This is a genomic window from uncultured Novosphingobium sp., from assembly GCF_964277725.1.
Taxonomy (GTDB): domain Bacteria; phylum Pseudomonadota; class Alphaproteobacteria; order Sphingomonadales; family Sphingomonadaceae; genus Novosphingobium; species Novosphingobium fluoreni.
Genome location: NZ_CAXYKL010000093.1, coordinates 1 through 23,209, shown reverse-complemented (window position 1 = coordinate 23,209; position 23,209 = coordinate 1). Strand labels below are relative to the sequence as shown.

The 23,209-nt window shown below is 63.2% G+C and carries 17 protein-coding genes and 1 tRNA gene; 11 read left to right on the top strand and 7 right to left on the bottom strand.

Annotated features, from left to right (window positions below):
• Positions 1 to 2,532, bottom strand: a complete 2,532-nt coding sequence (gene gyrB / locus ACHWRX_RS05365) for a DNA topoisomerase (ATP-hydrolyzing) subunit B (RefSeq protein ID WP_394658370.1) — start codon at positions 2,530 to 2,532, stop codon at positions 1 to 3.
• A gap of 167 nt (positions 2,533 to 2,699) precedes the next feature.
• Between gyrB and ACHWRX_RS05360 the strand changes: the two genes are divergently transcribed.
• The gene (locus ACHWRX_RS05360) at positions 2,700 to 4,112 is read left to right on the top strand and encodes a M20/M25/M40 family metallo-hydrolase (protein WP_394658369.1); all 1,413 of its coding nucleotides are present in this window, start codon (positions 2,700 to 2,702) and stop codon (positions 4,110 to 4,112) included.
• Between the two features lie 459 nt (positions 4,113 to 4,571).
• Complete coding sequence (gene guaA, locus ACHWRX_RS05355) at positions 4,572 to 6,131, top strand: glutamine-hydrolyzing GMP synthase (protein ID WP_394658368.1); 1,560 nt, start codon at positions 4,572 to 4,574, stop codon at positions 6,129 to 6,131.
• A gap of 17 nt (positions 6,132 to 6,148) precedes the next feature.
• On the opposite strand, the gene ACHWRX_RS05350 is transcribed toward guaA, so the two are convergent.
• Positions 6,149 to 7,495, bottom strand: a complete 1,347-nt coding sequence (locus ACHWRX_RS05350; protein WP_394658367.1) for an MFS transporter — start codon at positions 7,493 to 7,495, stop codon at positions 6,149 to 6,151.
• A 134-nt stretch (positions 7,496 to 7,629) separates the two neighbouring features.
• On the opposite strand from ACHWRX_RS05350, the gene cyoA reads away from it, so the two are divergent.
• From cyoA to ACHWRX_RS05325, 5 genes are all read left to right on the top strand, one after another.
• Positions 7,630 to 8,784: a ubiquinol oxidase subunit II gene (gene cyoA, locus ACHWRX_RS05345; protein WP_394658366.1), complete on the top strand. Its 1,155-nt coding sequence runs from the start codon at positions 7,630 to 7,632 to the stop codon at positions 8,782 to 8,784.
• On the top strand, positions 8,781 to 10,778 hold the full coding sequence (cyoB, locus tag ACHWRX_RS05340) for a cytochrome o ubiquinol oxidase subunit I (RefSeq protein ID WP_394658365.1): 1,998 nt from the start codon (positions 8,781 to 8,783) through the stop codon (positions 10,776 to 10,778). The genes cyoA and cyoB overlap by 4 nt, the downstream gene beginning before the upstream one ends.
• Entirely contained in the window at positions 10,775 to 11,404 is a 630-nt protein-coding gene (gene cyoC, locus ACHWRX_RS05335; RefSeq protein WP_288417650.1) for a cytochrome o ubiquinol oxidase subunit III, read from the top strand. The genes cyoB and cyoC overlap by 4 nt, the downstream gene beginning before the upstream one ends.
• Positions 11,401 to 11,733 (top strand): cytochrome o ubiquinol oxidase subunit IV, encoded by a 333-nt coding sequence (gene cyoD / locus ACHWRX_RS05330; protein WP_394658364.1) that lies wholly within the window; start codon positions 11,401 to 11,403, stop codon positions 11,731 to 11,733. Before cyoC ends, cyoD begins: the two co-directional genes overlap by 4 nt.
• A gap of 97 nt (positions 11,734 to 11,830) precedes the next feature.
• The gene (locus tag ACHWRX_RS05325) at positions 11,831 to 12,340 is read left to right on the top strand and encodes a YqgE/AlgH family protein (protein WP_183616495.1); all 510 of its coding nucleotides are present in this window, start codon (positions 11,831 to 11,833) and stop codon (positions 12,338 to 12,340) included.
• A gap of 6 nt (positions 12,341 to 12,346) precedes the next feature.
• Here the strand turns inward: ACHWRX_RS05325 and ACHWRX_RS05320 are convergent, their stop codons facing one another.
• The 4 genes from ACHWRX_RS05320 to ACHWRX_RS05305 all read right to left on the bottom strand — a co-directional run bounded on the left by ACHWRX_RS05320 (position 12,347) and on the right by ACHWRX_RS05305 (position 16,037).
• The gene (locus tag ACHWRX_RS05320) at positions 12,347 to 12,910 is read right to left on the bottom strand and encodes a nucleotidyltransferase family protein (RefSeq protein WP_183616176.1); all 564 of its coding nucleotides are present in this window, start codon (positions 12,908 to 12,910) and stop codon (positions 12,347 to 12,349) included.
• Positions 12,907 to 13,908, bottom strand: a complete 1,002-nt coding sequence (locus ACHWRX_RS05315) for an XdhC family protein (protein ID WP_288417656.1) — start codon at positions 13,906 to 13,908, stop codon at positions 12,907 to 12,909. Before ACHWRX_RS05315 ends, ACHWRX_RS05320 begins: the two co-directional genes overlap by 4 nt.
• Before the next feature lie 50 nt (positions 13,909 to 13,958).
• On the bottom strand, positions 13,959 to 14,699 hold the full coding sequence (locus ACHWRX_RS05310) for a murein L,D-transpeptidase catalytic domain-containing protein (RefSeq protein ID WP_288484680.1): 741 nt from the start codon (positions 14,697 to 14,699) through the stop codon (positions 13,959 to 13,961).
• A 93-nt stretch (positions 14,700 to 14,792) separates the two neighbouring features.
• Complete coding sequence (locus tag ACHWRX_RS05305; protein ID WP_394658363.1) at positions 14,793 to 16,037, bottom strand: polyhydroxyalkanoate depolymerase; 1,245 nt, start codon at positions 16,035 to 16,037, stop codon at positions 14,793 to 14,795.
• Positions 16,038 to 16,265: 228 nt separating this feature from the next.
• On the opposite strand from ACHWRX_RS05305, the gene ACHWRX_RS05300 reads away from it, so the two are divergent.
• The 4 genes from ACHWRX_RS05300 to egtD all read left to right on the top strand — a co-directional run bounded on the left by ACHWRX_RS05300 (position 16,266) and on the right by egtD (position 22,669).
• The gene (locus ACHWRX_RS05300) at positions 16,266 to 18,053 is read left to right on the top strand and encodes an ABC transporter transmembrane domain-containing protein (protein WP_394658380.1); all 1,788 of its coding nucleotides are present in this window, start codon (positions 16,266 to 16,268) and stop codon (positions 18,051 to 18,053) included.
• Positions 18,054 to 18,261: 208 nt separating this feature from the next.
• Positions 18,262 to 20,331, top strand: a complete 2,070-nt coding sequence (locus ACHWRX_RS05295) for a M13 family metallopeptidase (protein WP_394658379.1) — start codon at positions 18,262 to 18,264, stop codon at positions 20,329 to 20,331.
• Between the two features lie 113 nt (positions 20,332 to 20,444).
• A complete protein-coding gene (gene egtB, locus ACHWRX_RS05290) occupies positions 20,445 to 21,680 on the top strand; it encodes an ergothioneine biosynthesis protein EgtB (protein ID WP_394658362.1) in 1,236 nt (411 codons plus the stop codon).
• 2 nt (positions 21,681 to 21,682) lie between these two features.
• Positions 21,683 to 22,669: an L-histidine N(alpha)-methyltransferase gene (gene egtD / locus ACHWRX_RS05285; protein ID WP_394658361.1), complete on the top strand. Its 987-nt coding sequence runs from the start codon at positions 21,683 to 21,685 to the stop codon at positions 22,667 to 22,669.
• Between the two features lie 427 nt (positions 22,670 to 23,096).
• Here the strand turns inward: egtD and ACHWRX_RS05280 are convergent.
• A tRNA-Gln gene (locus ACHWRX_RS05280) sits at positions 23,097 to 23,171 on the bottom strand.
• Positions 23,172 to 23,209 lie beyond the last annotated feature (38 nt).

Here is a 23,209-nt window from a genome sequence, read left to right as displayed (position 1 = left end):
TCACACGTCCAGATTGGCGACGTTGAGGGCGTTTTCCTGGATGAATTCGCGACGCGGCTCGACGATATCTCCCATCAGTCGAGTGAAAATCTCGTCGGTCACGTCGGCATCCTCGACCTTGACCTGCAGCAGGATACGGTTGTCCGGATCGAGCGTGGTTTCCCATAATTGCTCGGCGTTCATTTCGCCCAGGCCCTTGTACCGCGCGATCGACAAGCCCTTTCGGCCGCCTGCCAGAACAGCGTCCAGCAATTGTGTCGGGCGGGTGATGATACCGTCGCTGGCAGCCGGACGCGTGGAGGCGGGCTCAACTGCATCTGCATCACCACTTTCGGACGGTGCAGGCTCAGCAGTTTCAACAGCTGCCGTAGCGCGTGTCAGGCGCGCCGGCAGCGCGTAGACAGAGGCCTGCTCGGCCGCGGTCTTGGCCAGTTTGCGCGCTTCGGCACTGGCCAGGAAGCTTGCCTCCACGATGTGGTGATCGGTCACGCCGCGCCATAGGCGGCGTACGATGTACGAGCCTTCCTCACCGCGTTGCGCCGTCCAACGCCCTTCCGGATCACCGCGCTCCAGCCATTCTGAGGAGGCGGTGAGCGCCGCCACCTTTTGGGCATCGGATAGATCGGGAGCCAGCGCGCCGGCCAGCGCCAGCGCCTCGATGATCCCGGCGTCATACTTGCGCGGCACGTAGCCCATGATGTTGCGCATCGCCATGGCGTGCTCGATCAGCTCGCGCAGTTCCGCGCCGCCGCGCGCGCCGCCGGCGGTTTCCAGGATGCGCCCCTGGAGCCCCGCATCGACGAGATAGCGGTCAAGCTGGCGATCGTCCTTCAGGTACACTTCCGAGCGGCCCTTGCTCACCTTGTAGAGCGGCGGCTGCGCGATGAAGAGATGCCCGGCCTTGATGATCTCCGGCATCTGGCGGTGGAAGAACGTCAGCAGCAGCGTGCGGATATGCGCGCCGTCCACGTCGGCGTCGGTCATGATGATGATTTTGTGGTAACGCAGCTTTTCCAGGTTGAAATCGTCGCGGATGCCGGTGCCCATCGCCTGGATCAGCGTGCCCACTTCCTTCGAAGAGATGATGCGGTCAAACCGCGCCCGCTCCACATTCAGGATCTTGCCCTTGAGCGGCAGGATCGCCTGAATCTTGCGATCACGGCCGGACTTGGCGGAGCCACCGGCGGAATCACCCTCGACCAGGAACAGCTCGCACTTCGAAGGATCGCGTTCCTGGCAATCGGCCAGCTTGCCGGGCAGGCTGGCGATGTCCATCGCGCCCTTGCGGCGGGTGAGTTCGCGCGCACGCTTGGCGGCTTCGCGCGCGGCGGCGGCGTCAATCACCTTCATGATGATCGACTTGGCGGTGGCAGGATTTTCTTCCAGCCATTCGCTCATCTTGTCACCCATCAGCGCTTCCAGCGGCTGGCGGACTTCGGAGCTGACCAGCTTGTCCTTGGTCTGCGACGAGAACTTGGGGTCCGGCAGCTTGACCGAGACGATGGCGGTCAACCCCTCGCGCATGTCTTCGCCCGAAAGCTGAACCTTTTCCTTCTTCAGCAAGCCCGATCGCTCGGCATAGTTGTTGAGCGTCCGAGTCAGCGCGGCGCGGAAGGCCGCGAGGTGGGTGCCGCCGTCCCGCTGGGGGATGTTGTTGGTGAAGGTTAGGACGTTCTCGTAGTAGGAATCGTTCCATTCCAGCGAGACTTCGATCCCAATGCCGTCCTTGTCCGCCGAAATGGCGATCGGCTCGGGCATCAGCGCCTGCTTGTTGCGATCGAGGTATTTCACAAAGGCGGCGATCCCGCCTTCGTAGTACAAGTCATGCTCCAACGGCTCTTCATGGCGCTTGTCGCGCAGCAGAATGCGCACGCCCGAGTTCAGGAACGCCAGTTCGCGGTAGCGATGCTCCAGCTTGTCGAAGTCATACTCGGTGACGTTCTTGAAGGTATCGGTAGAGGCCTGGAAGGTGACCTTGGTACCCTTGGCGCCTTCCGGCGCAGGCCCCAGGATCTTCAGCGGGCTGACGGCATCGCCATGTTCGAAGCGCATCCAGTGCTCCTGCCCGTCGCGCCAGATGGTCAGCTCCAGCCACTCGGACAGCGCGTTCACCACGGAAACGCCGACGCCGTGCAGGCCGCCGGAAACCTTGTAGGCGTTGTCGTCGCTGGTATTCTCGAACTTGCCGCCCGCATGCAGCTGGGTCATGATGACTTCGGCGGCGGAAACGCCTTCCTCGGCATGGATGCCGGTGGGAATGCCGCGGCCATTGTCCGTCACCGAAACGGAATTGTCCGGATTCAATTCGATCAGCACCAAATCGCAATGACCCGCCAGCGCCTCGTCGATGGCGTTGTCGGAAACTTCGAACACCATGTGATGCAGGCCAGAGCCATCGTCGGTATCGCCGATGTACATGCCCGGCCGCTTGCGCACCGCGTCCAGCCCCTTGAGGACCTTGATCGAGTCCGCTCCATAAGCGTTGGTGTTCTTGGTGTTGCCGGGAACGGCGTTTTCAGGGATGCTTGCCATAGCGATTATATAGGGTCGACGGGGCGGAAACTAAAGCGAAATGGGCCGGGGTATCCCCAGTCCTGCCAGTCGGCCGTTCTAAGCCGGACGGGGCGGAAGCGATGAGGGCTTGGCGTCATGCCATAACCGCGTCAGTGTGTGCGCAGACGAACAAGGGGCCCTCGCAGATGAAATCCGTCCTCGCCGCATGTCTTGCAACTGCAATGGTCGCGCCCACGCTGGCAGCGGCGCAGTCCCAACCCGACCAGCAGCAGTTCTTCGGCCTTTACAAGGAACTGATCGAAACCAACACCACGCTTAGCCAGGGCAGCTGCACCGAGGCAGCGGCGAAGATGGCGGCGCGGTTGAAGGCGGCGGGCCTGAAGGACGACCAGTTGATCCCCTATGCCACGCCCGAGCATCCCAAGGACGGCGGTCTGGTCGCAATCTATCCAGGTACGACCAAGCAGAAGCCGATCCTGCTGCTCGCCCACATCGACGTGGTTGAGGCCAAGCGTGAGGATTGGGAACGCGATCCGTTCAAGCTGATCGAAGAGAACGGCTACTATTACGCCCGCGGCGCGGTGGACGACAAGGCACAGGCCTCGATCTGGGTGGATACGCTGGCCCGCTTCGCCAAGGACGGGTACAAGCCCAAGCGCACGATCAAGCTGGCGCTGACTTGCGGGGAGGAGACCAGCGGCGCTTTCAACGGCGCCGAGTACCTCGCCAAGAACAAGCGCGACCTGATCGATGCCGCCTATGCCCTGAACGAAGGCGGTGGTGGTCGCACCGATGGCAAGCCCATTTCACAGGGTGGCAAAGTGGTGGTGCAGACGCTGCAGGTGGGCGAAAAAGCGTATCAGGACTTCACTTTGACGGCCACGAATCCGGGCGGCCATAGCTCGCAGCCGGTGCCAGACAACGCGATCTACGACATGGCGGCGGCGCTGCTGAAGGTGCAGGCCTATGAATTCCCGGTCGAGTTCAATGAGGTGACGCGCACGTTCTTCGTGAAGTCCGGCAAGCTGCGCGGCGGCGAGGTGGGGGCGGCGATGCAGGCCCTTGCGGCCAACCCGGCCGATAAGGCTGCGCTGGCGATCGTCGACAAGGACAAGACGCTCCATTCCATGCTGCGCACCACTTGCGTCGCGACGCTGGAGCAGGCCGGCCATGCCCTGAACGCGCTACCCCAGCGGGCGACCGCGAACGTCAATTGCCGCATGTTCCCAGGGCGGACTTCGGACGAGACGCAGGCCGCGCTGGCGCAGGCGATCGGCAATCCCAAGATCGCGATCGTTCAGACGGTAAAGGGCAAGCCGATCGCCAAGTCGCCGCCGCTAGATCCCGGGATCGTGAAGCCGATCGAAACCTTGGCGGCCAAGCACTTCCCGGGCGCACCCGTCGTGCCTTCGATTTCCACCGGCGCGACGGACGGCGTCTATCTCTCCGCCGTGGGTATCCCCACGTATGGCGTGCCCAGCGTCTGGACCGATCCCGACGGTAACGGCACTCACGGCCTGAACGAGCGGGTGGAGATCAAAGCGCTCTACACCGCTCGGGACTACCTCTACGATCTAATCAGGACGCTGGCTGGCTGAGGGCAAAGAAAAAGGCGGCCCGTTGCGGGGCCGCCTCTTCGGTTTACCGTGGCTCAAAGCCCTCAGGCGAGGGTGAGAGCGAACGCAAGGGCGCTGACGCCCAAGGCCGCGGCAAAACCGACCGTACGATGTACGATGGTCATGGCACTTTCCTCCTGTTTGATCCGGGAGCCGTCCTTATGGGCGTCATTCCCTTCGCAGTTGCAACATAGTTGGGTTGGTAATTTCCGCAACTGCGAAAGCAACAATCTTGCTTGCAAGAAACGCAAGCTTCAGTCACTTGCGCCGTTTGTCTTGTCGATGGCGCGCTCGGGCCGATTTTCGATGCCAATCGCGGTTGCGCGTAGCTGCATCGTTCATTTGGTGTGGGCGGTGGTGTACTTCCCTACCGCGTCTTTAGAAGCAAGCGGATCGCCTGCCACTCTAGACTCACGAGTACGGCCGCACTAACCGGCAGGCATGAGCATTCAGCCTTCGGATTCCATCCTCATCGTAGATTTTGGCAGCCAGGTGACCCAGCTGATCGCGCGCCGGGTGCGCGAGGCGGGCGTCTATTCGGAGATCGCACCGTTCTCTGCCGCGGCGGAGGCTTTCGCGCGGCTCGATCCGGTCGGCGTCATCCTCTCGGGCTCGCCGGCGTCGGTGCTGGACAAGGACGGGCCGCGCATTCCTGAGGTGATCCTCGACAGCGGCCGCCCCATGTTGGGCATCTGCTATGGCCAGCAGGCGTTGATGCATCAGCTGGGTGGCGAGGTCCTGGCGGGGGACAGCGGCGAGTTCGGCCGCGCCTTCATTGAGATCGACGATACGTGCGCGCTGTTCGATGGCCTTTGGCAAACGGGCGAGCGCCATCAGGTGTGGATGAGCCATGGTGACAAGGTGACCGCGCTGGCACCCGGCTTCCGCCCCGTCGCAGCCAGCCCCGGTGCGCCCTACGCCGTGATCGCGGACGATGTGCGTCGTATCTACGCCATGCAGTTCCACCCCGAGGTGGTCCACACGCCCGACGGCGGCAAGCTGCTGAAGAACTTCGTGCGTCACGTTTGCGGCATGTCCGGCGACTGGACCATGGCGGAGTTTCGCAAGACCAAGATCGAGGAAATCCGCCAGCAGGTCGGGTCAGGCCGGGTGATCTGCGGTCTTTCCGGCGGCGTCGATTCCGCCGTGGCTGCTCTGCTGATCCATGAAGCGATCGGCGAGCAACTGACCTGCGTGTTCGTGGATGGCGGCATCCTGCGCCAGGGTGAGGCCGAGCAGGTGGTCAGCCTGTTTCGCGGGCACTATAATATTCCGCTGGTTCACGTCGACGCTTCGACACTGTTCCTCAAGGGTCTGGAAGGCGTCACCGATCCGGAGGCCAAGCGCAAGTTCATCGGCAAGACCTTCATCGATGTGTTCGAGGATGAAGCGAAGAAGATCGGCGGGGCCGAGTTCCTGGCGCAGGGCACGCTCTATCCTGACGTGATCGAATCCGTCTCCTTCACCGGGGGCCCTTCGGTGACGATCAAGAGCCACCACAATGTCGGTGGCTTGCCCGAGCGGATGAACATGAAGCTGGTCGAGCCGCTGCGCGAATTGTTCAAGGACGAAGTGCGCGAACTGGGCCGCGAGTTGGGGCTGCCGGAGATTTTCGTCGGCCGTCATCCCTTCCCTGGGCCCGGTCTGGCGATCCGCATCCCGGGCGAAGTCACGCGGGAACGCTGCGATATCCTGCGCAAGGCCGATTCGATCTACCTTGAGGAAATCCGCAATGCCGGGCTCTACGACGCGATCTGGCAGGCCTTCGCGGTGCTGCTGCCCGTCAAGACCGTGGGCGTCATGGGCGATGGCCGCACTTACGACAATGTCTGCGCGCTGCGCGCCGTCACCTCGACCGACGGGATGACGGCAGACATTTACCCGTTCGATGCGTCCTTCCTCAGCCGCGTATCCACGCGTATCATCAACGAGGTTAAAGGCATCAACCGGGTGGTCTACGACTATACCAGTAAGCCGCCGGGCACAATCGAATGGGAGTGATATTGTCGGTCTGACGATCAGGCGCTTTTCCGGCCCCATTCGCGGTTAAGATAGAGCGCGAGCAGGGTGCACGCCGCGCCCGATAGCAGGTAGCCGCCAACCGCCAGGGGGCCGAAGCGGCTGGCGAGGAACAGCGCGGCGAGCGGGGCAAAGGCCGCGCCGATGAACCACGATGCCGTCGCCGTGGTGCCCGCGCCGGTATAGCGATGCTTGGCCGAGAAGCTGCCGTTCACCACGCCGGAGGATTGTCCGAAGGAGAGACCCAGCAGGATGAAGCCCACGATCATATAGGCCCATTCTCCCCCCGGGCCTATGTCCAGGATCAGCGGTCCGGCACAGGCGAAGATGGCGATGCCTATCGCCGACCAGCCGAGCAGGCGGCGTCGTCCGATCCGATCGGCGATTAGGCCTGACAGAATCACCGCCCCAAGGCCCACCAGACCGCCGACGATTTCGATCACCAGGAAGCGGATCGGGCTGTCCTGTCCGGTCAGGGTCACCCATGAGAGCGGGAAGACAGTAACAAGGTGGAACAGCGCGAAGCTGGCTAGTGGCGCGAAGGCGCCCAGCACGATGGTGCGCCACTCATCACCGAACAAGTCCCGGATCGGCGAGGGCTGAAGCTCCCGGCTTTCGTAGAGCTTGCGGAACTCAGGCGTGGAGATCAGCCGGAGCCGCGCGAAAAGGGCCACCACGTTTATCACGAAGGCGACGAAGAAGGGATATCGCCAACCCCAGCTGAGAAAATCGGCCTCTTCCAGCGTGATCAACAGGTAGGCAAACACCCCTGCCGCCACGATCAGGCCGACCGGCGCACCCAGTTGCGGAACCATCGCATACCACCCCCGGTGCTTTTCCGGCGCATTCAGATTGAGAAGCGCGGGTAGGCCATCCCAGGTGCCGCCTTGCGCGAAGCCCTGGCCAAGCCGGAACAGGGCGAGCAACCACGCCGCCGTCTGGCCCGCCTGCTCGAAGCTTGGCACGAATGCCATGGCAGCGGTGGACAGCCCGAGCAGGAATATCGCGATCGTCAGCTTCACGCCGCGCCCGTGCCGTTCGTCGATCCACAGGAAGACCATCGCGCCGATCGGCCTGGCAATGAAGGCCAATGCAAAGATCGCGAATGCATATAACGTCCCGGTCAACCGGTCCACGTAGGGAAACAGCAGCGACGGGAAGACCAGCACCGAGGCGATGGCATAGACGAAGAAATCGAAGAACTCGCTGGAGCGGCCGATGATCACGCCCACCGCGATGTCGCTGGGCCTGACCTGGTGGCCATCGACACGATATCGCGTGTTGAGGCGATGGGCATCGCGTTCCAGCGAGGAGGATCTGGGCGTGTCGGCCGTGGTACTCGTCATCCCGCAAACGCCTCCCGCGTCTCATCCCAGCCCGATGAAGTCTGAGGGGAAGACACCAGCGTTGCAACGAATTGCCTGCACGATGGTTTCCAAGTCGGACCGGCGATGATCTGACCGGTCCGCGGCAGGGGTTCATGCGCGAAAGCGATCACATCGCCGCTCTTCGGAGCCGAGCCTTTCTGGTGCTTGTCGGCGCCCTGTTTCTGAGTGGCTGCGATATGGTGGTGCTCAACCCCGCCGGCGATATCGCCGTGCAACAACGCAACCTGATCCTGTTCGCCACGGCGGTGATGCTGCTGATCATCGTGCCGGTCCTAGTGCTGACCGTGGTGTTCGCCTGGCGATACCGACGCGGCAATCCGAACAAGAATTACGATCCAGAGTTCGACCATTCCACGACGCTGGAACTGGTGATCTGGGCCTGTCCGCTGCTGATCATCATCGCCCTTTCCGCTGTTACCTGGACGCACACGCATTTGCTGGATCCGTTCCGCCCGCTCGAAAGGCTGGGACCGGGGCGGCCCTTGGCGAAGGGCACGAAGCCGCTGGAGGTGCAGGTCGTGGCGCTGGAGTGGAAATGGCTGTTCATCTATCCGGAGCAGGGCATTGCCACCGTCAACGATCTGGCGCTGCCGGTGGACGTTCCGGTGCGCTTCTCCATCACCTCCACCGACCAATTCGCCACGTTCTATGCGCCCACGCTGGCGGGCATGATCTATGCGATGCCCGGCATGGATTCCAAGCTGAACGCGGTGCTGAACAAGCCGGGCCAGACCTGGGGCTACTCCGGGAATTACACCGGCGAAGGCCATTCCACGATGCGCTTTCGCCTGACGGGACTGCGACTGGCCGACTTCGACCGCTGGGCCCGGGAAGTGAAACAAGGCGGCGGCCTTCCCTTGGAGGCCTCACGCTACCTGGCGCTCGAAAAGCCGAGCGAGAAGGTGCCGTTCATGCGCTTTTCCAGCGTTTCGCCCACCCTGTTCGATCGCATAGTCAATCGCTGCGTAGAGGCCGGTCGGCCTTGCATGAACCAGACCATGAACCACGATATGCGTCACGGCGGGGGCAGCCCCGATGCCGGTGGGTTGGGGAGCGGCACGATGCCGGGCCACGGATCGATGCCGGCTCCGGGTGGAAAGCCGGAAGCTGCGCTGGAAAAAGACGCTGGCGATAAAGGCTCAAGCCCTAAAGTGGGAATGCCGGTCGGCCCCGATTACAATGCGCGAGGCCGGGATGCCGAAAAGCCCGGTAAGCCGCAGACCCCTAAAGCGCAGGCGAACCCATGAGCGACAATCGCCTGATGCAGACCATCTTCGGACGGCTCACGTGGGATGCCTTGCCGTTGCACGATCCCATCGTCCTTCCGGTGTTCGGCGTCGTCGCGCTGGGCGGCCTGGTCACCGTGTTCCTACTGACCCGCTATCGCCTTTGGGGTTACCTTTGGAAGGAATGGTTCACCAGCGTCGACCACAAGAAGGTCGGCATCATGTACGTCATCCTGGGCATCGTGATGCTGCTGCGCGGCTTTTCCGATGCGATCATGATGCGCATACAGCAGGCGATCGCGTTCGGGCCGAACGAGGGGTATCTGCCGCCCCACCACTACGACCAGATTTTCACCGCGCACGGTACGATCATGATCTTCTTCGTGGCGATCCCACTGGTGGTGGGCATCATCAACTTCGTGATGCCGCTGCAGATCGGCGCGCGCGACGTGGCGTTTCCCTTCCTCAACAACCTCAGCTTCTGGCTGACGGCGGCTGGTGCGGCGCTGGTGATGACATCGCTGTTCGTCGGCGAGTTCGCCCGCACCGGATGGCTGGGCTATGCGCCGCTGTCAGAGCTGGATTACAGCCCCGATACTGGCGTCGATTACTACTTGTGGGCGCTGCAGATCGCCGGGGTCGGCACCACGCTCTCCGCGATCAACATGGTGACGACCATCGTCAAGATGCGCGCTCCGGGCATGACGATGATGAAGATGCCGATCTTCTGCTGGACGGCGCTGTGCTCCAACGTGTTGGCGGTGGCGATCTTCCCGGCGCTGACCGCAGCGTTCTTCCTGCTGATGCTGGACCGTTACGTCGGCACCAACTTCTTCACCAACGATCTTGGCGGCGCGCCGATGATGTACTGGAACATGGTGTGGATCTGGGGTCACCCCGAGGTCTACGTGCTGGTGCTGCCCGCGTTCGGCATTTTTTCAGAGATCACTTCAACATTCACCGGCAAGCGGCTGTTCGGCTATTCCTCGATGGTCTATGCCACCGTGGTGATCACCATCCTGGCGTACCTGGTGTGGCTGCATCACTTCTTCACGATGGGTTCGGGGCCGACGGTAAACAGCTTTTTCGGCATCGCCACGATGGTGATCGCCATCCCCACGGGTGCGAAGATATTCAACTGGCTTTTCACCATGTACCGGGGCGATATCCGCTTCGACCTGCCGATGATGTGGGTGGTGGCATTCATGCTGACCTTCACCGTGGGCGGGATGACCGGCGTGCTGCTGGCAATCCCACCGGCCGATTTCGTGCTGCACAATTCGCTGTTCCTTGTCGCCCACTTCCACAACGTAATCATCGGCGGTGTCCTGTTCGGGCTGTTCGCCGGCATCGTCTACTGGTTCCCCAAGGCCTTCGGCTTCATCCTCGATCCGTTCTGGGGCAAGGTGGGTTTCTGGGGCTGGGTGATCGGCTACTGGATCGCCTGGACGCCGATGTACGTGGTGGGCCTGATGGGCACCACCCGCCGGGTCAATCACTTCGATGACGTCAGCCTACAGCCCTACTTCATTGTCGCGATGGTGGGGGTTGTGATCATCGCCATCGGCATCTTCGGCTTCATCATGAGCATCGTCATGGGCGTGAAGCACCGCCGGCGATTGGCCGATACCACGGGCGATCCATGGGAAGGCCGCACGCTGGAATGGTCCACTAGTTCACCGCCGCCGCACTACAACTTCGCTTTCACGCCGATGATCCATGAACTGGACGCGTGGTACGACATGAAGCGGCGGGGATACGAACGCCCGGCGGACGGCTATCGGCCGATTCATATGCCGGGTAACACCGCATCGGGCGTGCTGATCTCCGGCCTGGCGCTGGTGATGGGTTTTGGCATGATCTGGTATATCTGGTGGCTGGCTGCGCTGGCCTTCGTCGGGCTGCTGGCGGTTGCGATTGGCCATACCTTCTTCATCGATCGCGATTATGTCATTCCGCCCGATGAAGTGGCCAGGACCGAGGCGCACTGGCATGAACGGGGAGCCCTGACATGAGCGGGGCGACTTCCGACGAGACCCCGATCGTCTGGCACGTCAGCGAGGACGAGGATCACGGCGCGGGGCACAGCGGCCCGACCGCGCTGGGTTTCTGGATCTACCTGATGAGCGACGCGCTCATCTTCGCGTCGCTGTTCGCCATGTATGGCGTGGTCAGCACCAGCTATGCCGGAGGCCCCGTCCCTAGCGAGATATTCGATCTCAAGCTGGTGGCGATCAACACCGCGCTGCTGCTGGCGTCCTCGATCACCTTTGGCGAGGCGATGCCGCATATGGAGGCGGGCCGCGTCGGTCCCATGCGCGCCTGGCTGGTGGCGACCGGCCTATTGGGTGCGGCGTTCCTGGGCGTCGAGCTTTATGAGTTCCATCACCTGATCAACGAGGGGGCAGGTCCGCAGCGTAGCGCTTTCCTTTCAGCCTTCTTCGCGCTGGTCGGCACGCACGGGGCGCATGTATTCTTTGGGCTGATCTGGATGGTGGTGCTGCTTGTCCAGACGACGCAACATGGCCTGATCGAACCGATGAAGCGCCGGGTGATGTGCCTGTCCATGTTCTGGCATTTTCTGGACATCATCTGGATCGGGGTTTTCACCTTCGTCTATCTGCTGGGAGTTCTACGATGAACGCCGCGCAAGATCCGGGGCACGCTCATGGCGGTCGCCGGGGCTATCGCATCGGCACCCTGCTGGCGATCGTGCTGACTATCCTGCCGTTCTGGCTGGTGATGGACGGGGTGCTGGATCGCACTACCACCGTCGTGCTGATCTTCGCGATGGCGCTGGTGCAGATCGTCGTCCACGTAGTGTGCTTCCTCCATCTGGATACACGGGCGGAGGGCGGGTGGAGCCTCTTGGCGTTCCTGTTCACCGCCGTGATCGCGGTGCTGACGATCGGCGGGTCGATCTGGATCATGTATCACCTGAACACCAACATGATGCCCATGGGAGGCTGAGCGGCCATGGCTTGCCACGCCCGCCGAACGGTCTAAATCCCGTGCAGTGACCGAAGGGCAGTATCTTTCCGGACGTATCCTCCTGGCGATGCCCGGCATGTATGATCCGCGCTTCGAGCGATCGGTGAACGTCATGTGCGTGCATGACGAGCATGGCGCGTTGGGCATTGGCATCGGCCATATCCGCGATGGCGTGCGGTTTCGCGGCTTGCTGGAGGAAGTGGGCATCGATCCCGGCGATGCGCCGGATCGCGAAGTCCATCATGGTGGACCGGTGGAGCCTGGCCGAGGCTTCGTGCTGCACTCCACGGATTGGGGTGGGCAGGACACGATCGCGGTTGAGCCCTTGTGCGCCTTGTCGGCCTCGCTCGATGTGCTGCGGGCCATCGCCGAGGGGCGTGGACCCAGGCACTGGCTGATCGCGCTGGGCTATGCCGGATGGGGCGCGGGGCAGTTGGAAGGCGAGATGCGCCAGCACGGCTGGTACGCAGCGGGTGGCCATCGCGAGATCTTGTTCGACACGCCGACCGATGCCCGTTGGACCAGCACCTGGCGCGCCGACGGCATCGACCCTTCTTTTCTGGCGAACACCACCGGCCGGGCGTGATTCCCGTTATCGCGCTGGAAGGCCGGCCAGATCCCCTGGGCAATCGACATCGGCATGGATGAAGGGGCTGTCGCAGTCCCAGAACACCACGTCGTCACGCGCCTTGAGCAGTTTTCCTGCCCCGGCGTCGCCTGAGAGGGCAGGGATGTCACCCAGCGCGCGGCGAGAGAGGAGGACGGGATGGCCCGGCTTGCCGCCTTGGCGAGGGAGGGCTGCATAAGCATCGCCAAGCCGCGCCGCCAGTGCAGCCGCGGCGTCGTGTGGCACCAGCGGCATGTCTCCCAGGAACACGAAGACGCCCTCGACATCACCCGCCGCGCGAATTCCTGCTTGCAGCGACGCCGAAAGCGCGGGACTGGCGATCTGTTCAACGGACACCACAGGCGATCCGGGCCAAGCGCCGATAGCGAGCGTGGGATGGGCCACCACGATCACCCGTTCCACCGGCGCGGCGCGGGCGGCGCGGATCGCATGATATACCAGCGGTTCGCCGCGAAATGGCGCGGAGAGTTTGTCGCTGCCAAAGCGCCGGGCCGAGCCTGCCGCCAGCACCACCGCGGCATAAGTCACGCCCGTTCCCGTGCCGGGTTAAGCGCCTGCATCACCTCCGCCAGAATGCCGGTCGCCACTTCCCATGGCGCCTTGCCCAGACCGCTGACGCCGGGCGAGAGATGCAATCGGGCCAACTCCGCCTCCGATGCGCCCGCCGCTTGCAACGCGGCGAGTCGAGCGGGCGCGCGCGATTTCGCACCTATCATAGCAACGTAAGCCGTATCGCCGCGCAGTGCGGACAGGCATCCAGCCAGATCGTGCTCATCCTCATGCGTGGCGCCGACGTAAGCAGTCCAACGGTCCAGGCCGATGACCTCCAGTGCCTGCTCTATCGGTTCGCGCATATAGCGGGATACAGGAAAGGGCGGCGGGGTGTGTGGTCCATGGGGCCGTATCAGGACCGTTTCGAACCGCGCATCCATCGCCAGCCGGGCCAGGGCCAGCGCGCCCGGATCGCCCCCGGTCACGACCAGACGCCGGGCGGGGTCGTAGCGCCGCGCCAGCGCAAAGGGCTCTTCTTGCAACGAGAGGAGGGGCAGATCGCCGTCCCCTAGCTCCTGCCGAACCCCGTCTGTTCGCCAGATGCGCGATCGCCGGGCCGCGCCCTCGTTCAGCAGCGCGCGAACGGCCGGGCTGTCAGGCAGCAATCTTTCCACCAGCACATGCAGCGCGCCGCCGCAGCGCAGGCGGATATCGATCCACGGACTGCCCATGCCATAGTGCAGGCGCTGGGGAACGCCATCTGCCAGCACTTGACGGGCATGGCCGGCCACGTCGCCTTCGATGCAGTCACCCGAGAAATATCCCGTCGCCACGTTGCCTACGAACAGCATTTGCGCACCGGGCCCGCGCGGGGCGCTGCCTTCCACCTTGTAGAGCGTTGCCAAGGCAGCAGCCTGGCCATCGGCGACGGCCTTGGCGAGAGCCGGGCGGATATCGTCACTCCAGCCGAAAGTCGGCCAGTCCGCCCCTGCGAGCAGTGGATTATCTGGTGCGGCGTCAGGGGGCGATAACATTGCGCCCGCATATAGGATGGGCGTTTGGCCAGCGCTACGTGTGCGCGGGGTCAAACGATCCTGTCAGCGAATAACAGCCGTCCGCCGGAGAGATGCCACAGCGCTTCGTTGAAGTCCGCCGGGGCCATGGCGAAGCAGCCATCGCTCCGGCCGATCTTGCCCCACTTCGTGATCATGCCGGGATCGACGTACCACGCGGAATGCATCACGATCATGCGTTCCAGAGCGGTGGTGTTATCTGGATCGAGGCCGACCAGCCGGATCGATGTGCCGTACTTGCCGGTGTACCACTCGCACGTGAGATAGGCTCCGCGCGAGGTAGCGAGCGAGCCGTACTGGCTGGAGAAGGACTGCAGCCAACCTTGATGCGCCGGGTCCGAGCCTTTGCCGTGCGCCACCAGGAAAGAGCGGACCGTGCCATTTTCCAGGTTGGCGAAGTGTAGGCGCGGCTCCCACGATGGTCGGGAGAAATCGGCGATGCCCACAAGATCGGTGCGCCACAGCTTGTTGCGCACCCGCTCGACCTGACGCTGGGCGGCGGCCAGGACACGTCGATTGTATTCTGGCGTGCCGACCGGGGAGGGCGGCGGCGTAAAGGCAGGGCTGACCGGGGCGATTTCCGGCATCGTCGCTGGATCACCCGGCATCACGCCATGCCCGCCAGGCACAGGAAGGCCCAGACTGCGCAAGTCCTGGGCAGAGGCACGAGAGATAAGGCCCGGAGCCAGTAGCCCCGCGCCCACCATCATCGAACCCTTCAAAAGCCTACGTCGACCCAGCGCTTGATCCATGCCGCAATTCTAGCGGATTTTGCTTAACCGCGCCAGACCGGCCGGCGATACCTACCCGTGAAGGGCAGCATGGCCAGCCGATCGGCGGCGGCTTCAGGCGTCCGCCGGCTCGCCAATGGTACGATGCTGGGCCATCCAGCTTTCCAGCACCGGAGCGATGTTGTTTCGCCATTTGCTGCCGTTGAAGATGCCGTAGTGGCCTACGTCGGGGGCCATGAAGTACTTCTTCTTATCGTCCGACAGATTGGTGGCGAGATGTAGCGCGGCGCGGGTCTGGCCCAAGCCGGAAATGTCATCGTTTTCGCCCTCGATCGCCAGGATCGCGGTGTCCTTGATCGCGCCCAGATCGATCAGCGACCCGCGATGGTAGAATTCGCCCTTGGGCAGCGAGTGCTTCTGGAAGACGTGCTCGATCGTCTGGAGATAGAAGTCCGCCGTCATGTCGCAGACGGAACGGTATTCGTCATAGAAAGCCTTGGTCGCGTCCGCGCTGTCCTCGTCGCCGCGCACGAGATGCTGGAACATCGCCCAGTGGCTCATCATGTGGTTGCCAAGGTTCATCGACATGAAGCCGGCGAGTTGCAGAAAGCCCGGATAGACGCGGCGTCCCGCACCCGGATAAGTGGAGGGCACGGTGGCGATCACGTTGGTGCGGAACCAGGCGAGGGGCTGTTGCATCGCCAGGTCGTTAACGCTGGTGGGTGCTTCGCGCGTGTCGATCGGGCCGCCCATCATCGTCAGCGATGCAGGGCGAGATGGATGCTCGTCCGCATTCATGATCGCGGCGGCCGCCAATGCCGGCACTGAAGGCTGGCACACCGCCAGCATGTGCGTATTGGGGCCGATGTGTTCGATGAAGCCGATCACGTAGTCGATGTAATCGTCCAGGTCGAAGCGGCCCGCTTCGGTCGGCACCAGTTTCGCGTCGGCCCAGTCCGTGATGTAGACGCGGGCCGATTCCACCATCCGGGCGACCGTGCCGCGTAGAAGGGTAGCGTAGTGGCCGCTCATCGGCGCCACGATCAACAGGTTGGGCGCGTCAGCCGGCAGATCGTCACGCTCAAAACGCAGCAGATCGCCGAAGGGGCGCTGCAGTACGATCGATTCGGTGACACCGTAGGTCTTGCCGTCCACCTGAGTCGAGGTGATGCCGAAAGGCGGCTTGCCACGCGGCGCTGCTGCATGTGCGAACACTTCCAGCGCGGAAGCCAGTACCGGGCCAAACCCGAAGTAACCGGCCGGCAGCGCGGGATTGGACAGGACCTCGGAACTGATCGAGGCCCACGCCGATGCCCCGCTCAGAAGCGTGCGTTGAAGCTCATAGGCATTGTAAAGCACGAGCGGATCTCCTTGCGGCGATGGTGCGCCACTTGGGCGCGTTCATAGCGTAAACGCACATGGTGTGCCTACGTTCATTGTGCAATGCGGCATTTGCCTTTGTGGGCGATGCGCCAAAGTAACAGCGCACCCTGAAGATACCCTTTCTTTGCCTTGCGTGACCGATTAGAGGCCACGGGCATGGACACGGCAATGGGCTCCGCCACGCCAGACGCGGGCGAAGGCGAAATGACGGGAGCAACCGCCACGACACGCCGGGGAGGGCGGCGCGGCCTTTCCCCCTTGCGCATGGTCTGGAGCCGGTTGCTGGCTTATCCCGGCCGTCTGGTGATCGCCGGCGTCGCCCTGGTGGTAACGGCTAGCGCCACTTTGGCGATACCGGCAGGCTTTCGCCTGGTGATCGACCGCGGCTTTGGCCAAGGCGGCAATCCGGCCGATATCGGCCGGTGGTTCGAATATCTGCTGCTGATCGTAACCGTGCTGGCGATCGGCACTGCGTTTCGCTTCTATAGCGTCTCCTGGCTTGGCGAGCGCGTGGTGGCGGACATCCGGCTTGATGTGCAGAACAACCTGCTGCGCCTTTCTCCCAGCTTCTTCGAGGAGAACAGCCCCAAGGAAATCGCCTCGCGATTGACCGCGGACACCTCCATCATCGAGCAGGTGGTCGGCTCCACCGTGTCCGTGGCGCTGCGCAATGTGATCATGGCGCTGGGCGGCGTGGCGTACCTGTTCGTGTTGGCGCCGCAACTGACGCTGGGCCTGGTGGCGGCGATCCTGCTGATCGTGCTGCCGATCACGCTCTTTGGCCGCCGGCTTCGCGCGGTTTCGCGAACCAGTCAGGACCGCGTGGCCGAGATCGGCGCGCTCGTTTCCGAAGTGCTGGGTGCGCTGCGGGTGGTGCAGGCGTTCAACCAGGAAGGGCGCGAAGCCGGGCGTTTCAGCCATGCCGTGGAGGAGACTTTCGCCACCGCAAAGCGCCGCATCGCGATCCGCGCGATCATGACGGCGGTGATCATCTTTCTGATCTTCGGCTCTATCACCTTGCTGATGTGGCGCGGCGCGATCGACGTGGCGAACGGCACGCTGACCGGCGGCACCATCGCCGCTTTCGTGGTGACCGGCGGTATCGTCGCGGGGGCATTCGGCTCCCTGGCCGAGGTGTACGGCGATCTGGTGCGCGGCGCGGGCGCTGCCGGGCGGCTGGCCGAACTGCTGGCTGAACGCCCGGTCATCGCGCCACCCGCGCGCCCTGTCGCGCTGCCGCAGCCGCCGCGTGGGCAGATCACGTTCGAGCGGGTGATTTTCCGCTACCCCTCCCGGCCCACCCAGGCCTCGGTGCGCGATTTCTCGCTCAAGGTCGAACCGGGGGAGACGGTGGCGATCGTGGGGCCTTCGGGCGCGGGCAAGTCCACGCTATTCCTGCTGGCGGAGCGTTTCTACGATCCGCAGCAAGGCGCGATCAAGGTCGATGGCGTGCCGCTGACTTCGGCCGACCCCGCCGACATCCGCCGCCGCATCGCGCTGGTTCCGCAGGAGGGCGTGCTGTTCGCCGCCGATGCGCGTGATAACTTGCGCTATGGCCGGTGGGACGTCAGCGACGAAGAAATCTGGCAAGCCGCTCGTGCCGCCAACGCGGAGGGCTTCCTGCGCGATCTGCCGGATGGTCTGGACACGTTCCTGGGCGAGGGGGGGGCGCGCCTCTCCGGCGGGCAGCGCCAGCGCTTGGCCATCGCACGGGCGATCCTGCGTGACGCGCCGATCCTGCTGCTGGACGAGGCGACGAGCGCACTGGACGCAGAAAGCGAACGGCTGGTGCAGGATGCGCTGGACCGGCTGATGCAGAACCGCACCACGCTGGTCATCGCCCATCGCCTCGCCACCGTGCGGCAGGCGGACCGCATTGTGGTGATGGATGAGGGACGCATCGTCGAGGAAGGCACCCATGCCCAGTTGAGCGAGGCAGGTGGTCTCTATGCGCGGTTGGCTTCCCTGCAGTTCGACATGACGCGGGCCTAGCGCCTACCCGCCGGAAGCAACGCAATCATGGGACTGGAAAGTCCGTCCTGACCAACTAAGTCACACCCTATCCTGCGGCCCGTTCGGAGCCGCTTGGCGGCGCTATGTCGCCGCATTCGCTTGGAAAGGACCCGGGGTCTTGGCTTTTCGCTTCAAACACCTGCTTGCCGCCACCTCTTTCGTCGCTGTTGCCGGCGCTGCGCCGCTGATGGCGCAGACTGCCGCGCCCAAGGCCGGAGATATGGTGTCCGCGGCCGATCTCGACTTCGGCAAGTTCGGCATCCAGACCCAGTACATCGATCGATCGGTGAAGCCGGGTGACGACTTCGCGCGGTACGTAAACGGCAAGTGGGCCGATCAGCATGCGATACCGGCTGACAAGACTAAGACCGATTCCTTCAATACGCTCAACGATCTTTCGATCCAGCGCATCCACGGCATTCTGGACGGCTTGGTCGCGGCCAAGCCCGCGCCGGGCACCGACGAGGCGCGGATCGCGAATGCCTATACCGCTTTTCTCGATGTCGATGCGATCAACGCGCGGGGCATGGCGCCGGTCCAGCCATACCTTGCGAAAATCAAGGCGGCGGACACGCCGCTCAAGCTGATGACCGTGTTCGCGCAGCCCGGCTTCGCGTCGCCGATCGACGTAAGCGTGGAGCCCGATCCCAAGCAGAGCGACATCAATGCGCTGTCGATCTCGCAAGGCAGCCTTGGCTTGCCGGATCGGGATTACTACCTGAAGGATGACGTCAAGTCGGTGGAAATCCGGGCGAAATACCTGGATTACCTGACGTTCCTGTTCGGCAAGCTAGGCTATGCCGATGCCGGCGGCACGGCCAAATCGGTGCTGGCGCTGGAAACGCGGATGGCGCAGGCCCAGTGGGACCGCGCCGCGCAGCGCAACCGCGACCTCACCTACAACAAGCTGACCGTGCAGGAAGCCCAGGCGCTGGGCCAGCCCGGTGAAATGGACGCCTTGTTCAGGGCCCTTGGCGTAAACCCGACATACGCCGTCGCCAGCCAGATGCCGCCCTCCGCGCAGGAGCTACAGGCGGCCGGGATCACGCCCGAGCAAGCGAAGACGCTGCTGGGCGGCGGTCTGCCCGCTACGATGAAGCTGCTGCACGAAGTTCCGGTGGCCACATGGCAGGCGTGGGTCAGCAGCCAGTTCCTTATCGGCCATGCGTCATATCTGCCCAGCGACATCGATAACGCGAACTTCGCGTTCTACGGCAAGGTGTTGAGCGGCCAGCCCGAGCAGCGCCCCCGCTGGAAGCGCGGCATCTCCGCCGTGGAAGGGCAGATCGGCGAACTGCTGGGTAAGGTCTATGCTCAGAAATACTATCCGCCCGCGCAGAAGGCGGCGATGGAAAGCCTGGTCGGCAATTTGCGCAAGGCGATGGCCGCCAACCTGACCGATCTTTCGTGGATGAGCCCGGCCACGCGGCAAGAGGCCGAGGCGAAGCTGGATGCGTTCGTATCCAAGATCGGCGCGCCCGATCAGTACAAGACTTATGCCGGCCTGACGATCTCGCCCACGGATGCGCTGGGGAATGCGCTTTCCGCGCAGGCGTGGCAGCAGCAGGACCAGTTGCGCCGCCTGGGTCAGCCGGTGGATCGCACGGAATGGTACATGCTGCCCGAAGTGGTCAACGCGTACTACAACCCTCCGTTCAACGAGATCGTGTTCCCGGCCGCGATCCTGCAGTCGCCCTTCTTCAACGTCTCAGCCGATCCGGCCGTGAACTATGGCGGCATCGGCGCGGTGATCGGGCACGAGATGGGCCATGGCTTCGACGACCAGGGGGCCAAGTCCGACGGGAAGGGCAACCTTCGCGACTGGTGGACGCCGCAGGACAAGGCCAACTTCCAGAAGCTGCAGGACAAGCTGGAGGCGCAATACAACGCCTTCTGTCCGTGGGATGACGGCAAGACCTGCGTCAACGGCAAGCTGACGATGGGTGAGAACATCGGCGATCTGGGTGGCCTCAGCCTGGCCTATCGCGCTTACAAGCTGTCGCTGAATGGAAAGCCCGCTCCGGTGATCGACGGCACCACCGGCGATCAGCGCTTCTTCATGGCTTGGGCGCAAGTGTGGCGGCAGAACATTCGGGAAGAGCAGGCGCGCCAGTATCTCATCATCGATCCGCACTCACCCAACAACGTGCGCGTCAACGGCATCGTCCGTAACTTCGATGAGTGGTACAAGGCGTTTAATGTGAAGCCGGGTGACAAGCTTTATCTGCCGCCGCAGGATCGCGTGCGAATCTGGTAGGTCGCGAAAATCCAAGTCCCTGGCGCGGTTCTCAATAATCGCGCCAGGGCTAGTGTCCTGTTGGGCATGGAAAAACGCGGGAGCATAATCGCGCCAGGTCCGTTCAACGGTTCATGCAGGCTGCGACTACGACAAGTGGAGCGTGCCAGGGGTATTCTCAGGCCGAACGTTTCAACGCCACGCGGCGCCTTAGCGAGGCGCTCGTCGTATCGCTCAGCGATGCCGACGCCACGATCCAGTCGATGCCGGATGCCTCGCCCGCAAAATGGCATCTGGCTCACACAACATGGTTTTTCGAAACCTTCCTGCTGCGCGATCACTTGCCGGGCTACGCCAGGTTTGATGAGCGTTGGCCGTTCCTGTTCAATTCCTATTACGAAGCCGAAGGCGCCCGGCATGCCCGTGCGGCGCGCGGACTGCTGTCGCGCCCATCGTTGGATGAGATCCTGGATTGGCGCAGGCACGTGGACCAAGCGATGCAGGCGTTGCTGGACCGCCCGGACGTCTCCGTGCTGGTTGAACTGGGCATTCATCATGAGCAGCAGCATCAGGAGCTGCTGCTGACGGACATCAAGCATGCGCTGTGGTGCAATCCCTTGGGTCCGGCATTCGCCGATGCGGCTCCCTTTGCTCCTACGGAGAAAGATGCCCCCGATTGGTACGAGCATCCCGGCGGGATCGCCCGAATCGGTCATGACGGGGCGGGCTTCGCATTCGATAATGAAGGGCCTTCGCACCGAGTACTGCTGGAGCCGTTCGCTCTTGCCGGCAGCCTCGTCTCCAATCGGGATTGGGCGGCGTTCATCGCGGACGGCGGTTACCGCACGGCGTCGCTCTGGTTGTCAGATGGTTGGGCCTGGGTCAACGCAGAGGGCGTTTCCGCTCCGATGTATTGGCGCGATGATGAGGCGTTCACTTTGTCCGGCTGGTTGGCCCGAGACCCCGATGCCCCGGTCACCCATATCTCGTACTACGAGGCTGACGCCTTTGCTTCCTGGGCGGGCATGCGGTTGCCGACCGAGTTTGAGTGGGAAGCCATCGGACAATCGCATGATGCGAGCGGCGGCCAGCAGTTGGACGTGGGTGCCTCTGTAAATCCAGTGCCAAGCAACGCCTTGTTCGGCAGTACGTGGCAATGGACCCGCTCCGCCTACCTTCCCTATCCGCGCTTTCGGCCGGCAAATGGCGCGGTGGGTGAATACAACGGCAAGTTCATGAGCGGGCAGTTCGTGCTGCGCGGAGCGAGCTGCGCCACCGCGCGCGGGCATTCGCGATCCAGCTACCGCAATTTCTTTTATCCTCACCAGCGCTGGCAGTTCACTGGCCTGCGCCTCGCCAAGGACGTATGACGATGGCCACCGCAGCACTGCTGATCGACGAAGACCTAGGCGACATCGGGCTCGGCTCGCAATTTCGCAGCGATGTCCTCTCCGGCTTGTCCCAGGCGCGCAAGGCGATACCGGCGCGCTGGTTCTACGATCACCGCGGCAGTGAGCTGTTCGAAGAGATTACCGTTCTTCCCGAATATTATCCCACTCGCACCGAAGTCAGCATTCTGACCGAACATTGCGGGGAAATCGCGCAGGCTGTGGGCCGCGGTCGCGTCGTCGTAGAGTTTGGCGCAGGCAGCGCCACAAAGACGCCGCTGCTGCTCGATCGCATCGATGCTGCCGGCTACGTGCCGATCGATATCTCAGGTGATTTCCTACGCGAATCCTGCGCGCCGTTGATTGCGCGGTATCCAGCACTGCCGATCCATCCGGTGGAAGCCGATTTCAACGCGCCCGCGAAAATCCCGCAGGCTCTGGCCGGACGTGATCGGCTGGGCTTCTTCCCTGGCTCCACCATCGGCAACATGGAGCCTGCCGCGGCAATCGACTTGCTGCGCACCATGCGCGAGACGCTGGGCAACGGATCGATGCTGCTGATCGGCATGGACCGGATCAAGGCCGAAAGCACCCTGACCGCCGCCTATGACGACGCCATGGGCGTGACCGCTGCCTTCAATCTCAATCTGGCTCACCGTATCAACCGCGAACTGGATGGCACGATTCCCGCCTACGCCCTGCGCCACCGCGCGGTGTGGAACGATGAGCGCGCCCGGATCGAGATGCATCTGGAAGCTCTGCAGGACATCTCTTTCACCGTAGATGGCTATTGCTTCGCCATGGCGTCCGGTGAAACCATTCACACGGAAAACAGCCATAAGTACGATGAGCGGGGCGCGACCACGCTGCTGCTGGGCGGTGGCTGGGAACCGCGCTGCATCTGGAAAGACAAGGAAGACCGTTTCATGGTCATCCTTGCCGATGCCCTGGGGCCGGATCTCACGGCGTGACGGTTTTCCGCACCTGAGGGATTTCCGCACCTGAGGGATTTCCGGTGGGAGGGATTGCTGCCGCCTTACGCCGCCGTTAGAGCGGGGAGGGTGGAGGCTTCCGTCCCGAGGACCTGATGATCGAACGGCGCTTTCAAGTCGCGACTTTGGCCGTGTACGTCACCAGCGCCGTCGGCGTCATAATTCCTAGTTTCAGTGCGGCGGGCATTTCTTCGACGCTTTTCTGATGGACGCCTTGCGCCGTTTCGCGCCGACGCTGCCGCGCAGGGTCAAGTTCGTTGTCGGGACAGAGGCCATTCCGCAGGCAAAGGTGCAATCAAGCCCGATCGACCACGTCCTGCCCTGAGTAATTCAATTCTGCTGAAAGTGCGTGCGGAACGCCGCTTATGGCGGTGCGATCGATAGGCAACGATTCGCGAAAAACCGCTGGCTGGGGCGGCAGGATTCGAACCTGCGAATGCCGGTACCAAAAACCGGTGCCTTACCACTTGGCGACGCCCCATCGCGGGAGAGGCGCGCTTAGCGGGTAAGCGCGCCGAT

Bases quoted from the DNA above. Each gene is read 5' to 3' on its own strand.
- ACHWRX_RS05300 (WP_394658380.1), top strand. From the start codon at position 16,266: ATGACGGGAGCAACCGCCACGACACGCCGGGGAGGGCGGCGCGGCCTT.
- cyoA (WP_394658366.1), top strand. From the start codon at position 7,630: ATGCGCGAAAGCGATCACATCGCCGCTCTTCGGAGCCGAGCCTTTCTG.
- egtD (WP_394658361.1), top strand. From the start codon at position 21,683: ATGGCCACCGCAGCACTGCTGATCGACGAAGACCTAGGCGACATCGGG.
- ACHWRX_RS05360 (WP_394658369.1), top strand. From the start codon at position 2,700: ATGAAATCCGTCCTCGCCGCATGTCTTGCAACTGCAATGGTCGCGCCC.
- ACHWRX_RS05310 (WP_288484680.1), bottom strand. From the start codon at position 14,699: ATGGATCAAGCGCTGGGTCGACGTAGGCTTTTGAAGGGTTCGATGATG.
- ACHWRX_RS05315 (WP_288417656.1), bottom strand. From the start codon at position 13,908: ATGTTATCGCCCCCTGACGCCGCACCAGATAATCCACTGCTCGCAGGG.
- cyoC (WP_288417650.1), top strand. From the start codon at position 10,775: ATGAGCGGGGCGACTTCCGACGAGACCCCGATCGTCTGGCACGTCAGC.
- ACHWRX_RS05325 (WP_183616495.1), top strand. From the start codon at position 11,831: ATGTATGATCCGCGCTTCGAGCGATCGGTGAACGTCATGTGCGTGCAT.
- egtB (WP_394658362.1), top strand. From the start codon at position 20,445: ATGCAGGCTGCGACTACGACAAGTGGAGCGTGCCAGGGGTATTCTCAG.
- cyoD (WP_394658364.1), top strand. From the start codon at position 11,401: ATGAACGCCGCGCAAGATCCGGGGCACGCTCATGGCGGTCGCCGGGGC.
- gyrB (WP_394658370.1), bottom strand. From the start codon at position 2,532: ATGGCAAGCATCCCTGAAAACGCCGTTCCCGGCAACACCAAGAACACC.
- ACHWRX_RS05350 (WP_394658367.1), bottom strand. From the start codon at position 7,495: ATGACGAGTACCACGGCCGACACGCCCAGATCCTCCTCGCTGGAACGC.
- ACHWRX_RS05295 (WP_394658379.1), top strand. From the start codon at position 18,262: ATGGCGCAGACTGCCGCGCCCAAGGCCGGAGATATGGTGTCCGCGGCC.
- guaA (WP_394658368.1), top strand. From the start codon at position 4,572: ATGAGCATTCAGCCTTCGGATTCCATCCTCATCGTAGATTTTGGCAGC.
- cyoB (WP_394658365.1), top strand. From the start codon at position 8,781: ATGAGCGACAATCGCCTGATGCAGACCATCTTCGGACGGCTCACGTGG.